Annotated in this window: 12 protein-coding genes and 1 pseudogene; 7 read left to right on the top strand and 6 right to left on the bottom strand. The window is 72.7% G+C overall.

Annotation, left to right across the window (positions count from 1 at the left end):
• The 3 genes and pseudogenes from CCN33_RS20205 to CCN33_RS20195 all read right to left on the bottom strand — a co-directional run.
• Window positions 1-213 (bottom strand): annotated as a pseudogene (locus CCN33_RS20205) (MFS transporter); the annotation flags it as partial.
• A gap of 141 nt (window positions 214-354) precedes the next feature.
• On the bottom strand, window positions 355-1,311 hold the full coding sequence (meaB, locus tag CCN33_RS20200) for a methylmalonyl Co-A mutase-associated GTPase MeaB (protein ID WP_086694980.1): 957 nt from the start codon (window positions 1,309-1,311) through the stop codon (window positions 355-357).
• Window positions 1,312-1,364: 53 nt separating this feature from the next.
• Complete coding sequence (locus tag CCN33_RS20195) at window positions 1,365-2,564, bottom strand: acetyl-CoA C-acetyltransferase (protein WP_208621808.1); 1,200 nt, start codon at window positions 2,562-2,564, stop codon at window positions 1,365-1,367.
• 149 nt (window positions 2,565-2,713) lie between these two features.
• On the opposite strand from CCN33_RS20195, the gene mce reads away from it, so the two are divergent.
• The 5 genes from mce (at window position 2,714) to CCN33_RS20170 (ending at window position 10,476) form a co-directional block, all read left to right on the top strand.
• Complete coding sequence (mce, locus tag CCN33_RS20190; RefSeq protein ID WP_086694978.1) at window positions 2,714-3,154, top strand: methylmalonyl-CoA epimerase; 441 nt, start codon at window positions 2,714-2,716, stop codon at window positions 3,152-3,154.
• Window positions 3,155-3,362: 208 nt separating this feature from the next.
• Window positions 3,363-7,208 carry a polarized growth protein Scy gene (gene scy / locus CCN33_RS20185; RefSeq protein ID WP_086694977.1) on the top strand — a complete coding sequence of 1,282 codons (3,846 nt, stop codon included), beginning with the start codon at window positions 3,363-3,365 and terminating at the stop codon, window positions 7,206-7,208.
• Window positions 7,209-7,352: 144 nt separating this feature from the next.
• Entirely contained in the window at window positions 7,353-8,288 is a 936-nt protein-coding gene (locus tag CCN33_RS20180) for a coiled-coil domain-containing protein (protein ID WP_086694976.1), read from the top strand.
• A gap of 209 nt (window positions 8,289-8,497) precedes the next feature.
• Window positions 8,498-9,625 carry an ABC transporter ATP-binding protein gene (locus CCN33_RS20175; protein WP_086694975.1) on the top strand — a complete coding sequence of 376 codons (1,128 nt, stop codon included), beginning with the start codon at window positions 8,498-8,500 and terminating at the stop codon, window positions 9,623-9,625.
• Entirely contained in the window at window positions 9,622-10,476 is an 855-nt protein-coding gene (locus CCN33_RS20170; protein WP_086694974.1) for an ABC transporter permease, read from the top strand. The genes CCN33_RS20175 and CCN33_RS20170 overlap by 4 nt, the downstream gene beginning before the upstream one ends.
• A 12-nt stretch (window positions 10,477-10,488) precedes the next feature.
• Here CCN33_RS20170 and CCN33_RS20165 read toward each other — a convergent pair whose 3' ends face one another.
• Entirely contained in the window at window positions 10,489-10,821 is a 333-nt protein-coding gene (locus CCN33_RS20165) for an ATP/GTP-binding protein (protein ID WP_086694973.1), read from the bottom strand.
• Between the two features lie 242 nt (window positions 10,822-11,063).
• On the opposite strand from CCN33_RS20165, the gene CCN33_RS20160 reads away from it, so the two are divergent.
• Entirely contained in the window at window positions 11,064-12,092 is a 1,029-nt protein-coding gene (locus CCN33_RS20160) for an LLM class flavin-dependent oxidoreductase (RefSeq protein WP_086694972.1), read from the top strand.
• A gap of 113 nt (window positions 12,093-12,205) precedes the next feature.
• Here the strand turns inward: CCN33_RS20160 and CCN33_RS20155 are convergent, their stop codons facing one another.
• Entirely contained in the window at window positions 12,206-12,598 is a 393-nt protein-coding gene (locus CCN33_RS20155) for an SCO5389 family protein (protein ID WP_030815996.1), read from the bottom strand.
• 298 nt (window positions 12,599-12,896) lie between these two features.
• Here CCN33_RS20155 and nucS point away from each other — a divergent pair, with 298 nt between their 5' ends.
• The gene (nucS, locus tag CCN33_RS20150; protein ID WP_086694971.1) at window positions 12,897-13,568 is read left to right on the top strand and encodes an endonuclease NucS; all 672 of its coding nucleotides are present in this window, start codon (window positions 12,897-12,899) and stop codon (window positions 13,566-13,568) included.
• Between the two features lie 17 nt (window positions 13,569-13,585).
• On the opposite strand, the gene CCN33_RS32140 is transcribed toward nucS, so the two are convergent.
• Window positions 13,586-14,592, bottom strand: a 1,007-nt coding sequence (locus CCN33_RS32140; RefSeq protein WP_483027250.1) for a tetratricopeptide repeat protein, incomplete at its 5' end; no start/stop codon positions are given.

Here is a 14,592-nt window from a genome sequence, read left to right as displayed (position 1 = left end):
TACGCGGCCTCGGGCGCCGTACAGGGAGAGCACGGCGCCCGAGGCCGCGTACGAGCCGGTGGCCCGCTGGACGGCGAGCAGCAGGGACAGCGGGACCGTGCCGTAGGACAGCCGGCCCAGCAGGGCGGTGGCGAAGGCGCGGCGGGCGTGCGGGACGCGGAGGACGGCGGCGTAGGACGGCGCGGCGGGGCGCGCGGAAGCGGGCGCGGACATGCGCGGGGTTCCTCACGGGAGGCGGGACGAGGGCACCGGTGCGCCACGCGGGACCCCGGCGGGAAGCCGGACGGCCGCGTGGGCGCGAAGGGTGCGCTCTATGCCATGAGGAGGAACATGCCGATCAAGCTAGCAGGGACCTCAGCCCCGGGTAAGTCCCTCGACCAGTTCGTCCGCCGCCCGGTACGGGTCCAGGGTGCCGGTGACGATGCGGTCCGCGAGGGCGGAGAGGCGGCGGTCGCCGTGGAGGTCGCCGATGCGTTCCCGGAGGGCGGTGACCGCGATGGTCTCCACCTCGCGGGCCGCTCGGGCTCGGCGGCGTTCGCTGAGGACGGAGTGTTCCTCCATCCAGGCCCGGTGCTTCTCCAGGGCCTCCACGACCTCGTCGATGCCCTCCGCGCGGGCGGCGACGGTCTTGACGATCGGGGGGCGCCAGTCGCCGGGGCCACGGGACTCGCCGAGGCCGAGCATGTGGTTCAGCTCGCGGGCGGTGGCGTCGGCGCCGTCCCGGTCGGCCTTGTTGACGACGTAGACGTCCCCGATCTCCAGGATGCCGGCCTTGGCCGCCTGGATGCCGTCGCCCATGCCGGGCGCCAGCAGGACCACGCTGGTGTCGGCCTGGGAGGCGATCTCCACCTCGGACTGGCCGACGCCGACCGTCTCGACGAGGATCACGTCGCAGCCGGCCGCGTCCAGCACCCGGATCGCCTGCGGCGCGGCCCACGCGAGCCCGCCCAGGTGGCCTCGCGTGGCCATGGAGCGGATGTAGACGCCGGGATCGGAGGCGTGGTCGGACATCCGGACCCGGTCCCCGAGCAGCGCGCCCCCGGAGAACGGCGAGGACGGGTCGACGGCGAGCACGCCGACCCGCTTGCCCTGCTTGCGGTACGCGGTGACCAGTGCCGAGGTGGAGGTGGACTTGCCGACGCCGGGCGAGCCGGTCAGACCGACCACGTACGCGTTGCCGGTCAGCGGAGCCAGTGCCGCCATCACCTCCCTCAGCTGCGGGGACGCCCCCTCGACCAGGGAGATCAGCCGGGCCACGGCCCGAGGCCGGCCTTCCCTGGCCTCGGCCACCAGAGAGGAGACGTCCCGCATCAAACAGCTCCGTTCACTCGCACCGCTCGCGCACACCGCCGGAAAAGCAGATCTCAGCCCTTGGGTACCCGCACGATCAGCGCGTCACCCTGGCCACCGCCACCGCACAGCGCGGCCGCGCCGACCCCGCCGCCCCGGCGCTTCAGCTCCAGCGCCAGGTGCAGCACCAGCCGGGCTCCGGACATGCCGATCGGGTGGCCGAGGGCGATGGCACCGCCGTTGACGTTCACCTTTTCCGTGGACACCCCGAGGTCGTCCATTGACTTCACGGCGACCGCCGCGAACGCCTCGTTGATCTCGATGAGGTCCAGGTCGGAGACCTCGAGCCCCTCCTTGCCGAGCGCGTGCCGGATGGCGTTGGACGGCTGCGACTGCAGGGAGTTGTCCGGCCCGGCGACATTGCCGTGCGCGCCGATCTCCGCCAGCCACTGAAGGCCCAGTTCCTCCGCCTTGGCCTTGCTCATCACGACCACCGCGGCGGCGCCGTCGGAGATCTGCGAGGAGGACCCGGCGGTGATGGTGCCGTCCTTGGTGAAGGCGGGCCGGAGCCGGCCGAGCGACTCGGCGGTGGTGTCACCGCGGATGCCCTCGTCCTTGCTGAACAGCACCGGGTCGCCCTTGCGCTGCGGGATCTCCACCGGGGTGATCTCGGCCTCGAACAGGCCGTTCTTCTGCGCGGCGGCGGCCCGCTGGTGGGACAGCGCGGCGATCTCGTCCTGCGCGGCCCGGCCGATGCCGAGGCGGGTGTTGTGCTTCTCCGTGGACTCGCCCATGGCGATGTTCTCGAAGGAGTCGGTCAGCCCGTCGTGGGCCATCGAGTCCAGCATCTCGACCGCGCCGTACTTGAAGCCCTCGCGGGACTTCGGCAGCAGGTGCGGGGCGTTGGTCATCGACTCCTGGCCGCCCGCGACCACGATGTCGAACTCACCCGCGCGGATGAGCTGGTCGGCCAGCGCGATCGCGTCGAGGCCGGAGAGGCAGACCTTGTTGACCGTGAGCGCCGGCACGTTCATCGGGATGCCGGCCTTGACCGCCGCCTGGCGGGCCGGGATCTGACCGGCACCCGCCTGGAGTACCTGGCCCATGATCACGTACTGGACCTGGTCGCCGCTGATACCGGCGCGGTCGAGGGCCGCCTTGATGGCGAAGCCGCCCAGGTCGGCACCCGAGAAGGACTTCAGCGAACCGAGCAACCGTCCCATGGGCGTCCGCGCGCCCGCGACGATCACAGAGGTGGTCTTTCCAGAAGCCATGAGCTGCGATCCCCTTACCGGCCTGCACAGCCGAGGAGTGAACGAGGGTTTACTTCGAATGTACTGACCGGTACCGGAGCCCGTCATCGCCCTTACGGTGTGATCGCGCGCACGTTGCGTAACCACCGCCGGAGCGCTGCACTGAAACCATGCTGACGCGAATCGACCACATCGGGATCGCCTGCCACGACCTCGACACCACCGTCGAGTTCTACCGGACGACCTACGGCTTCGAGGTGTTCCACACCGAGGTGAACGAGGAGCAGGGCGTCCGGGAGGCCATGCTCAAGATCAACGAGACCTCGGACGGCGGCGCCTCCTACCTCCAGCTGCTGGAGCCGACGCGGGAGGACTCCGCGGTCGGCAAGTGGCTGGCCAAGAACGGCGAGGGTGTCCACCACATCGCCTTCGGCACCGCGGACGTGGACGCGGACGCCGCCGACATCCGCGACAAGGGCGTACGCGTGCTGTACGACGAGCCCCGAGTCGGCTCCATGGGGTCCCGGATCACCTTCCTGCACCCCAAGGATTGCCACGGAGTCCTGACAGAACTGGTCACTTCGGCGGCAGTTGAGTCACCTGAGCACTGACTCTCGTACATAAGGGCCGGTAGGGTTGGGGGCGGTCGTCCCCGAACACGGGGGACGACCGATGCCGGGGTCCGGGTTTCGGGGGACGAGCGTCGGGGCAGCAGCCCGTGCTCCGCCGTTGATCTGACACCATTCCCCGGAGGGCCCCGTCCGGCGGATGGACGGTGCTCGTCGGAGTAATTCACCAGGGGACGGATGGGACCGCGCAGTGCGGGGCTACGAGAGCCAGGAGCGAGAGCCGGCGGCTGACGTCGACCACCTCTCTCGGTTCGAGGCCGAGATGAAGCGGCTGAAGACCGAGCGGGAAAAGGCGATCCAGCACGCCGAGGATCTCGGCTACCAGGTCGAGGTGCTGCGCGCCAAGCTGCACGAGGCGCGCCGCACCCTGATGACCCGTCCCGCCTACGACGGCGGTGACATCGGCTACCAGGCCGAGCAGTTGCTCCGCAACGCCCAGGTGCAGGCCGACCAGCTGCGCCAGGACGCCGAGCGCGAGCTGAGCCAGGCCCGCGCGCAGACCCAGCGCATCCTCCAGGAGCACGCCGAGCACTCCGCCCGGCTCCAGGCGGAGCTGCACCAGGAGGCGGTCACCCGCCGCCAGCAGCTCGACCAGGAGCTGGCCGAGCGCCGCCAGACCGTCGAGTCCCACGTCAACGAGAACGTGGCCTGGGCCGAGCAGCTCCGGGCCCGTACCGAGCAGCAGGCCCGCCGGCTGCTGGACGAGTCGCGCGCCGAGGCCGAGCAGGCCATGGCCGCCGCCCGCGCCGAGGCCGAGCGGCTGACCCACGAGGCCCGTGAGCGCCTGCGCACCGACGCGGAGGCGGCCCGTGCCGAGGCCGAGCAGATCCTGCGCCGGGCCCGCACCGACGCCGAGCGGCTGCTGAACGCCGCCTCCTCGCAGGCGCAGGAGGCCACCGACCACGCCGAGCAGCTCCGCACCTCCACCGCCAGCGAGTCGGACGCCGCGCGCCGGCAGGCCGCCGAGCTGAGCCGCACCGCCGAGGAGCGGATGGCGGAGGCCGAGCGCGCGCTGCGCAGCGCCCGGTCCGAGGCGGAGAAGCTGGTCACCGAGGCGAAGGAGGCCGCCGCCAAGGCACTGGCAGGCGCCGAGGCCGCCAACGAGACCCGGACGCGCACCGCCAAGGAGCAGGTCGCCCGGCTGGTCAGCGAGGCCACCAAGGAGGCCGAGAGCACCAAGGCGGAGGCCGAGCAGATCGTCGCGGACGCCCGCGCCGAGGCGGAGAAGATCCTCGCCGAGGCCGGGGAGAACGCCCGCAGCGCCACCGCCGAAGAGACCGCGAGCCAGCTGTCCAAGGCGGCCCGGACGGCCGAGGAGGTCCTGAACAAGGCCGCCGAGGACGCCCGCAGGACCACCAAGGCCGCCACCGACGAGGCCGAGCGCATCCGCTCGGAGGCCGAGGCGGAGGCGGACCGGCTGCGGGCCGAGGCGCACGACATCGCCGAGCAGCTCAAGGGCACCGCCAAGGACGACACCAAGGAGTACCGGGCCAAGACGGTCGAGCTGCAGGAGGAGGCCCGGCGTCTGCGTGGCGAGGCCGAGCAGCTGCGCGCCGACGCGGTCACCGAGGGCGACTCCATCCGCGCCGAGGCCCGGCGGGAGGCGGTCACCCAGATCGAGGAGGCGGCCAAGTCCGCCGAGGAACTCCTCGCCAAGGCCAAGGCGGACGCGGACGAGCTGCGCAAGACCGCCACCACCGACAGCGAGAAGGTCCGCACCGAGGCCATCGAGCGCGCGACCGCGCTGCGCCGGCAGGCCGAGGAGACGCTGGAGCGCACCCGCAAGGAGGCCGAGCGGCTCAAGGCCGAGGCCGAGGAGCGGGCCGAGACGGTCGGCGCGGACGCCGAGAAGGCCGCCCGCGAGCTGCGCGAGGAGGCCGAGAAGGCCGCCGAGGCCCGCCGCGAGGAGGCCGCCGGTGAGCTGACCCGGCTGCAGACCGAGGCGCAGGAGCGCCTCGAGTCGGCCGAGCAGGCGCTGACCGAGGCCCGCGAGGAGGCGTCCCGTATCCGGCGCGAGGCCGGTGAGGAGGCCGAGCGGCTGCGGTCGGAGGCCGCCGAGCGCATCCGTACGCTCCAGGAGCAGGCCGCGACCGAGGCCGAGCGGCTGCGGGACGAGGCCGCGGCGGACGCGTCCGCCTCACGTGCCGAGGCCGAGTCGGTGGCCGTGCGGCTGCGGTCGGAGGCCGCGGCCGAGGCCGAGCGGCTCAAGGCCGAGGCGCAGGAGAGTGCCGACCGGGTCCGCGCGGAGGCGCAGGCCGCCGCCGAGCGGCTGGGCACCGAGGCGTCCGAGACGCTGGCCGCCGCCCAGGAGGAGGCCGCCCGGCGCCGCCGCGAGGCGGAGGAGCTGCTCGGTGCCGCCCGCGAGGAGGCGGACCAGGAGCGCGAGCGGGCCCGCGAGCAGAGCGAGGAACTGCTGGCCGCGGCGCGCACCCGCGTGGAGGAGGCGCAGGCCGAGGCGACCCGGCTGGTGGAGGAGGCGGACCGCCGGGCCACCGAGATGGTGTCCGCCGCCGAGACCCACGCGGCGCAGGTACGGGACTCCGTCAGCGGGCTGCACGAGCAGGCGCAGGAGGAGATCGCCGGGCTGCGTTCGGCCGCCGAGCACGCGGCGGACCGGACCCGGCGGGAGGCCGAGGAGGAGGCGGACCGCGTCCGCACCGACGCCTACGCCGAACGGGAGCGGGCGAGCGAGGACGCGACCCGGCTGCGCCGGGAGGCCGCCGAGGAGTCCGAGGCGGCCAAGGCGCTCGCCGAGCGCACGGTCGCCGAGGCGGCCCAGGACTCGGAGCGGCTGCGCTCGGAGGCCTCCGAGTACGCGCAGCGGGTGCGTACCGAGGCCTCGGACAAGCTGGCGGAGGCCGACCAGGCCGCGTCCCGGACCCGGGCGGACGCCCGCGAGGACGCCAACCGCATCAGGTCGGACGCGGCGACGCAGGCCGACACCCTCATCACCGAGGCGAGTTCGGAGGCGGAGCGGCTCCAGAACGAGACCGCCGCGGAGGCGGAGCGGGTCCGCGCCGAAGCGGTGGCGGGCGCCGAGCAGTTGATCGCGGACGCGACCGACGACGCCGAGCGGCTGCGCGCCGAGGCGGCGGAGACGGTCGGTACGGCGCAGCGGCACGCGGAGCGGATGCGCGCCGAGGCCGAGCGGGTCAGGTCCGAGGCGGAGACGGAGGCCGAGCGGCTGGCCAACTCCGCGCGCGAGGAGGCCGAACGGACGCTGGACGAGGCACGCAGCGAGGCCAACAAGCGGCGCTCGGAGGCGGCCGAGCAGGTCGACACCCTCATCTCGGAGACGGCGGCCGAGGCGGACAAGCTGCTCGCGGAGGCGCGGCAGCAGGCGCAGAAGACCACCGCGGACGCGGAGGGCCAGGCCGACTCGATGGTGGGCGCGGCCCGCGCCGAGGCCGAGCGAATCGTGTCCGAGGCGACGGTGGCGGGCAACTCCCGCGTGGAGAAGGCCCGTACGGACGCCGACGAGCTGCTGGTCGGCGCGCGCCGGGACGCGACCGCGATCCGGGAGCGGGCCGAGGAGCTGCGCGAGCGGGTCACCTCGGAGATCGAGGAGCTGCACGATCGGGCCCGCCGGGAGGCGGCCGAGACGATGAAGTCGACGGGCGACCGCTGCGACGCGCTGATCAAGGCGGCGGAGGAGCAGCTCGCCAAGGCGCAGGCGAAGGCCAAGGAACTGGTGTCGGAGGCCAACTCCGAGGCGGGCAAGGTGCGGATCGCCGCCGTGAAGAAGGCGGAGGGTCTGCTCAAGGAGGCCGAGCAGAAGAAGACCAGGCTCGTCAAGGAGGCCGAGGACCTGAAGGCCGAGGCGATCCGCGAGGCACGGCGCACGGTCGAGGAGGGCAAGCGCGAGCTGGAGATCCTGGTGCGCCGCCGCGAGGACATCAACACCGAGATCTCGCGGGTGCAGGACGTGCTGGAGGCGCTGGAGTCGTTCGAGGGCCCGGCGGGCAAGGACGGCGGGGTCAAGGCGGGAGCCACGGTGGGTCCGCCCCGGTCGGGTGGCAAGAACTCCGACGGCTAGGGCAGGGCATGGCAAGTTCCGGGGGGTCGGCCACCCGAAAGAGGTGTCATTCTCCAGACCAAAAACGTATCCGCGCGATGACACACCGCTTGGGCGCCTAGGATTCCCTCTATCACCTCACCGGTCTCATTCGACAGGAACCCCATGAGCGACACTTCCCCCTACGGCTTCGAGCTAGTGCGGCGTGGATACGACCGTGCTCAGGTGGACGAACGCATCTCCAAGCTCGTCTCCGACCGTGACAGCGCGCTCTCCCGGATCACCGCACTGGAGAAGCGCATCGAGGAGCTCCACCTCGAAACGCAGAACGCCCAGGCCCAGATCACCGACGCGGAGCCGTCGTACGCGGGTCTGGGCGCGCGGGTCGAGAAGATCCTGCGCCTTGCCGAGGAGGAGGCGAAGGACCTGCGCGAGGAGGCCCGGCGCGCCTCCGAACAGCACCGTGAGCTGGCCGAGTCGGCCGCCCAGCAGGTGCGCAACGACGCGGAGTCCTTCGCCGCCGAGCGCAAGGCGAAGTCCGAGGACGAGGGCGTCCGGATCGTCGAGAAGGCCAAGGGCGAGGCGGCACAGCTCCGCGCCGACGCGCAGAAGGACGCGCAGTCCAAGCGCGAGGAGGCCGACGCCCTCTTCGAGGAGACCCGCGCCAAGGCTGCGCAGGCCGCCGCCGACTTCGAGACCAACCTCGCCAAGCGCCGCGAGCAGTCCGAGCGGGACCTGGCGTCGCGTCAGCAGAAGGCGGAGAAGCGGCTCGCGGAGATCGAGCACCGCGCCGAGCAGCTCCGCCTGGAGGCGGAGAAGCTGCGCACCGACGCCGACCGCCGTGCGCGCCAGACGGTGGAGACGGCGCAGCGTCAGGCCGAGGACATCGTGGCCGACGCCAACGCCAAGGCGGACCGCATCCGTTCGGAGTCCGAGCGGGAGCTGGCGGCGCTGACCAACCGCCGCGACAGCATCAACGCCCAGCTCACCAACGTCCGCGAGATGCTCGCCACACTGACGGGTGCCGCGGTCGCCGCCGCCGGTTCCCCGGTGGAGGACGAGACCGCGGGCCGCGGTGTGCCGGCGCAGCAGACCCGGTAACGTCCCGGGCGCGTTTCCGCTGAGCGCGGGCGAAGCCCTCTGCCGCCGACGCGGCAGAGGGCTTCGGCCGCTCTCGGCGGTGATCGGACACGCGCCGTGAGCCTTTGGCTTTACTTTCTCTTGAGCGGAACCGCTCCGGCCCGGTTATCCTCCTAACCCTTACGGGGGCACGCGCCACGCTGTCCTGAACCTTCCGATGGGTGCGGAGCATGATCGAGGCTGTTGGCCTGACCAAGTGGTACGGCGACAAGACCGCCGTGCACGACCTCTCCTTCCAGGTGCGTCCCGGCGCGGTGACCGGTTTCCTCGGGCCCAACGGCTCCGGCAAGTCGACGACCATGCGGATGATCCTCGGCCTGGACAACCCCTCCTCCGGCTCGGTGACCATCGGCGGCTACCCGTACCGCAAGCTGCCCAACGCGGCCCGCCAGGTCGGCGCGCTGCTCGACGCCAAGGCGGTGCACGGCGGCCGCAGCGCCCGCAACCATCTGCTCAGCCTCGCCCAGCTCTCCGGCATCCCGGCCCGCCGGGTGGACGAGGTGCTCGGGGTCGTCGGGCTCCAGGAAGTGGCCCGCAAGCGCTCCAAGGGCTTCTCGCTCGGCATGGGCCAGCGCCTCGGCATCGCGGCCGCCCTGCTGGGCGACCCGCAGGTGCTGCTGTTCGACGAGCCGGTGAACGGCCTCGACCCCGAGGGCATCCTCTGGGTCCGCAATCTGATGAAGGCGCTCGCCGCGGAGGGCCGTACGGTCTTCGTCTCCTCGCACCTGATGAGCGAGATGGCGCTGACCGCCGACCACCTGATCGTCATCGGGCGGGGCCAGCTGCTCGCCGACATGAGCGTGACCGACTTCATCTCCGCCAACTCCGCCGACTTCGCGCGGGTGCGCACCCCGGACACCGAGCCGCAGCAGCGGGAGAAGCTGACCTCGGCGCTGACCGAGGCGGGCGGCCATGTGCTGCCGGAGCTGGACGGCGCGCTCCGGGTGACCGGCCTGGCACTGCCCCGCATCAGCGACCTGGCGCACGAGGCGGACGTACGGCTGTGGGAGCTGTCGCCGCACCAGGCGTCGCTGGAGGAGGCGTACATGCGGATGACGCAGGGCGTCGTCGACTACCGCTCCACCGCGGACCAGCGCTCCGGGCTCCAGCAGCCGCTGCCGCCCGGTGTGCAGCCCCCGATGCCGGTGCCGGGCCAGGGCCAGCCGGGCTGGTACGCCCCGCCGCCGCCCCAGCCGGGCGTCCCCTACGCCCCGCCGGCGCCGGCCGCGCCCGGCCCCGAGGCGCCGAACCCGTACGCCGTGCCCGCCGAACCGACGAAGCCCGAGGACTCCCGATGAGCACCCAGCAGACCCCGATGCCCGAGGCGCCCCACGCGTCCGGTGGTCTCCCGTCCGGCTACAGCTCACCGATCCCGGTCACACCCACGCATCTCGGGCACGCGCTGGCCTCGGAGTGGACGAAGATGAAGTCGGTGCGCTCCACGGTGTGGACGCTCGGCGTGTTCGTCCTGCTCGTGGTGGGCATCGGCCTGCTGGCCGCGGTGGCGGTCCGGAACGCCGGCGAGCTGGACGGCCAGAACCCGCTGACCCTCGGCTTCTTCGGGCTGCTGCTCGGCATGATGTGCGTGATGACGCTGGGCGTGCTGACCACGGCGTCCGAGTACGGCACGGGCATGATCCGTACGACGATGACCGCGTGCCCGAGCCGGGGCCGGGTGCTGGCGGCCAAGTCGATCGTGTTCTTCGTGGTCGCCTTCGTGGTGACGCTGGCGACGGTGTCCCTGGTGGCGCTGATCCAGACCTCGATGCTGGAGGGCAACGGCACCCGGACCCCCTCCGGCGCGGAATGGCTGAAGGCCACGCTCGGCATCAGCCTCTACATCGCGCTGCTCGGCCTGCTGTCGCTGCTGGTCGGCTCGATGATCCGGCACTCCGCGGGGGCCATCACCATCATGATCGGCGCCGTGCTGGCCCCGCTGGTGATCGCGCTGTTCATGAACGCCGGCTCGCTGGAGAAGGTGCAGCAGGCGCTGCTGGAGTACTCGATCCCGAGCCAGATGGGCGTGTTCTACGACAACACCCTCAGCCACTCCGGGCCCTCGGGCTGGGAGCCGCTGTGGATCATGGTGGGCGTGACGGCGGCGGCGTTCGCCGGGGCGTACGCGCTGCTGGAGAGCCGGGACGTGTAGCCGCGCCGGCCGTCAGAACCAGGGCGAGTTTCCGGACCGCCGTACCCGTGTGGTGCGGCGGTCCCGTGCGTTCCAGCACGCCTTGTGCCAGTGCCGCCGGTCGTCCACGCCCGCGTGCTCCGGCCAGGCCACCACGTGCGGGACGCCGGAGGGGATCACCTGGTCGCAGCCGGGGCAGCGGTAGGTCTTGCCGTCGGCGCTCGCCCCGGCGACATGGCGGACGCTCCACTCCTCGCCCTGCCAGCTCTCGGTGGACTGCCAGCCGCCGTACCGGCCCGACCGGTCGTCCTCGGCACCTCGGCCGGACGAGCCTGCCGCCTTGGGTCGGTTGCGACGCGGGGACACGGGACACCTCTTGGGGCTATACAGGGAGCACGGGCCGCGTCCAGCCTACGCGGCAGCGGCCGGGGTACGCGTAGGGCGACAACCCGTACAAGTCCCCTTCCAGGCCGATCCATTTCAGCAGAGAAGCGACCATTCTGCAGACAATCCGCAAATCCCTTCACGAAGCCGTGTCCTGGGCACGTGTCATGTGGTTATGCCGGTCGGGGGAGCTCCCGGTCGGAGCCAAGGAAGCGGGAAATGCGATGCGCGTTGGAAGTTTTGTGCTGGCGGCCCAGTATCCGGGCCAGGGCGCCGGAGAGGCCCTCCACCGGGCGGTGCGCTCCGCCGAGGTGGCCGACGAGGCCGGTCTGGACACGGTGTGGCTGGCCGAGCACCACTTCGTGCCGTACGGCACCTGCCCGTCGGCCGTCACCCTGGCCGCCCTGCTGCTCGGCCGCACCCGCCGTGTCCGGGTCGGCACCGCGGTCAGCGTGCTGCCCACCGTCCACCCGGTGGCCCTCGGCGAGCAGGCCGCGCTGCTGCACGTCACCAGTGGCGGCCGGTTCACCCTGGGCGTCGGCCGGGGCGGGCCGTGGGTGGACCTGGAGGTGTTCGGCGCGGGGCTCGGGGCGTACGAGCGCGGCTTCCCGGAGTCGCTGGACCTGCTGCTGCGCTGGCTGCGCGAGCCGTCGGTCGGCACCTCGGGCGAGCGGTACGCGTTCCGCGAGGTGCCGGTGGTGCCGCGCCCGGCGGACGCGCTGACCGAGACGCCGGGCCCGGAGGTGGTGGTGGCGTGCACCTCTCCGAAGAGCGTCCGGCTGGCGGCGGAGCGGGGTCTGCCGATGCTGCTGGGGATGCACGTCGGGGACGAGGAGAAGGCCGAGATGGTCGCCCTCTGGCGGCGCCACGCCCGCGAGTCGGGCCGCTCGCCCGAGGAGGTCGCGGCCGCCGGCCATGTCTCGGCCGGCGTCTGCCAGCTCGCGGACAGCCGCTCCGACGCGGTGGAGACGCTGCTGAAGGCGATGCCGGGCTGGCTGAAACAGGGCCTGGAGGCCCATGTGACGGTGGACGGCCGGGCGCGCGCGATGCGCGACCCGTACGCCTACACCGAACTGCTCTGCGGGCTGCACCCGGTGGGTACGCCCCGGCTGGCCGCGGATCGCCTCGCGGCCACCGCGGAGCGGACCGGGATCTCCCGCTTCGCCCTGCTCGTCGAGGGCTCCGGCGATCTGGACGCGACCAAGGAGAACCTGCGGCGCCTGGGCGCCGAGGTGCTGCCGCAGTTGCGCTGACCGCCACCGGCTCCCCGGCCGCCGGGAGAGCCTGCCGCGCCCGTCCCGCATGCACCTCCCCCGGACGGGAACGGCAAGCCGGCGGCTCATGGAGCCGACGTCGCGCGTGTGCGTCAGCAGTCCCGCAGTTCCGGGGACTGGTTGAGGAGCTGGGCGCGCACCGAGGTGAAGCGGGCCAGCCTCTCGTCCACCGACGGGTCCAGCGGGAACACCGCCACCCGGTGGCAGTTCTGGAAGGCCAGGCGTACGCCGAAGTGACGCTGGAGAGCGCCGCGTATGGCGTCGCTGGCGAGCGCGCGCAGCAACTGGCCGCGCGCCTGCTCGTCCGGCGGGGGCGTCTGGTTGTCGGCGAAGGGTCCGCCGTCCACCTTCAGCTGGGCCACCAGGGAGCTGATCATCTCCCACGCAAAGGGCAGGGAGGTCCGGACGCAGTCGACGAATTCTGCTTCGTCGACCTCGCCTCGCTCGGCCTGTTCCAGTAGGGCCGGTGAGACGTCGAGCGACATGGGTTCTCCTCTCGCACCCCCGATGGACAGGGGTTGCCGGACAGATAAGGGAGTGCGCGACACCGGAGACGCTCCGTACCCCCACGCGGCCTCCCTGCTCCTACGGTAGGCAACCGTCGGTGACCACACCAGCAGAATGCGTATATGGAACGGTCGTCCTGCGGTCACAATCGGCCAGGGATGAACAAGAGTTATCGGGGACAATTGGGGTGCCTCAGCGGACGGGGGTGGCGGCGGGCCCGTGGTGGGACGCGGGCGAATCGCGTGCACGGGTGCGCGTCGAGTAGCGTTGCCGACCATGCGTCTCGTCATTGCCCGGTGCTCGGTCGACTACGCCGGCCGGCTCACCGCCCACCTGCCCTCGGCCCCCCGCCTGATCCTGGTCAAGGCGGACGGCAGCGTCTCCATCCACGCGGACGACCGGGCCTACAAGCCCCTCAACTGGATGTCGCCGCCCTGCACCCTGAAGGAGGACACGGGTGACGAGGCGGGCGTGTGGACCGTCATCAACAAAGCGGGCGAGAAACTGATCATCACGATGGAGGAAGTCCTCCACGACTCGTCCCACGAACTGGGTGTGGACCCGGGTCTGATCAAGGACGGCGTGGAAGCGCACCTCCAGGAGCTGCTCGCCGACCGCATCGAGACCCTCGGCGAGGGCTACACCCTGATCCGCCGCGAGTACATGACGGCGATCGGCCCGGTCGACATCCTGTGCCGGGACGCCAACGGCGGCACGGTCGCCGTCGAGATCAAGCGGCGCGGCGAGATCGACGGCGTGGAGCAGCTCACCCGTTATCTGGAGCTGCTCAACCGCGATCCCCATCTCGCCCCGGTGCGCGGGGTGTTCGCGGCCCAGGAGATCAAGCCCCAGGCCCGCGTGCTGGCCACGGACCGGGGCATCGGCTGCCAGGTCCTCGACTACGACGCCATGCGCGGCATCGAGGACGACAAGCTCCGCCTGTTCTGAGCCGCCCTCCGAGGACCTCAGATCACCGGCGGCTCGGTGCTCGCGCTCTCCGTGGTCTCGGCGGAGGCGGGCGCGGACGCGGTGGCGCTGTCGGCCGGACGGCTGGCCGAGGTCGAGGTGGTCGGGGGCGTGGTGGGGTTGTCGGGAGGAGTCGTCTCCGGGCTGGTCGGTTCCGGTGAGGTCGGCTCGCCGGTGGGGCCGCTCGGGGACGAAGTGGGCTTGCCGGTGTTGGTCGGCCTCCCCGTGGGCCCGGTGGAATCGCCGCCGTGCGTCGGCTCGGGGCTCGTCTCGCCGCCGGTGCCCCGGGTGCCCGTCGGGTCGGCGCTCGGGCTGCCGGTGGTGGCGGACGGCGAGGGGTCGTCCGAGGTGCCGGGGGTGCCGTCCGGGCCGGGGCCGACCGGGCGGGTGGTGGTGACGCCGGCCGGGGCGGGTTCGTCCCGCTTCGGGACGGCGCCCAGCGTGCCGTCGTCCAGGTCCTGGGTCGCGGTCGGGTTGCCGCCCACATTGCTCGACGGGTTGCGTGCGGCTCCGTCGTCGGAGGCCATGCCGAGGGTGACGACGGTGCCGAGCACCGCGACCAGCAGCGCGCCGGACCCGGCGGCCACCAGATTGCGCCGCGCGATGGCCCGTACCCCGGCGCGCTCCTTCGCGGCGCCGGGCTGCCGGGCGACGACCGTCTCCTGCCCGTAGGCGTACGACGGAGTGGAGGCGGCCGGGGCCGGGGCGAGCGGTGCCGTGCGGGCGGCCGGGGGCTCCTCGGCGGCCATCAGCGCGGCGAGGCCCGGCAGGTCGCCGCTGCGGTCGGCGACCAGGGCGAGCGCGCGGCGGCCCGCGACGGTGCCCCGCATGTCGGAGAGCGCGGTGCGCATCCCGTGCGAGACCTCCAACTCCGAGCGCGCGCGGTCCAGTTGGCCGTCGACCAGGGCGAGGATGCCCAGCTCGTGGTGGAAGTAGGCGCGCTCCGGGACGTCCTGGGCGAGCCGGGCGGCCTCGGACCCGGCGTGCAGGGCCTGCTCCCACGCGG

This window comes from Streptomyces recifensis (genome assembly GCF_002154615.1).
Lineage (GTDB): Bacteria > Actinomycetota > Actinomycetes > Streptomycetales > Streptomycetaceae > Streptomyces > Streptomyces griseoluteus.
Note: the sequence above shows the minus strand (reverse complement) of the source record. Positions and strands in the feature narration are given on the sequence as shown.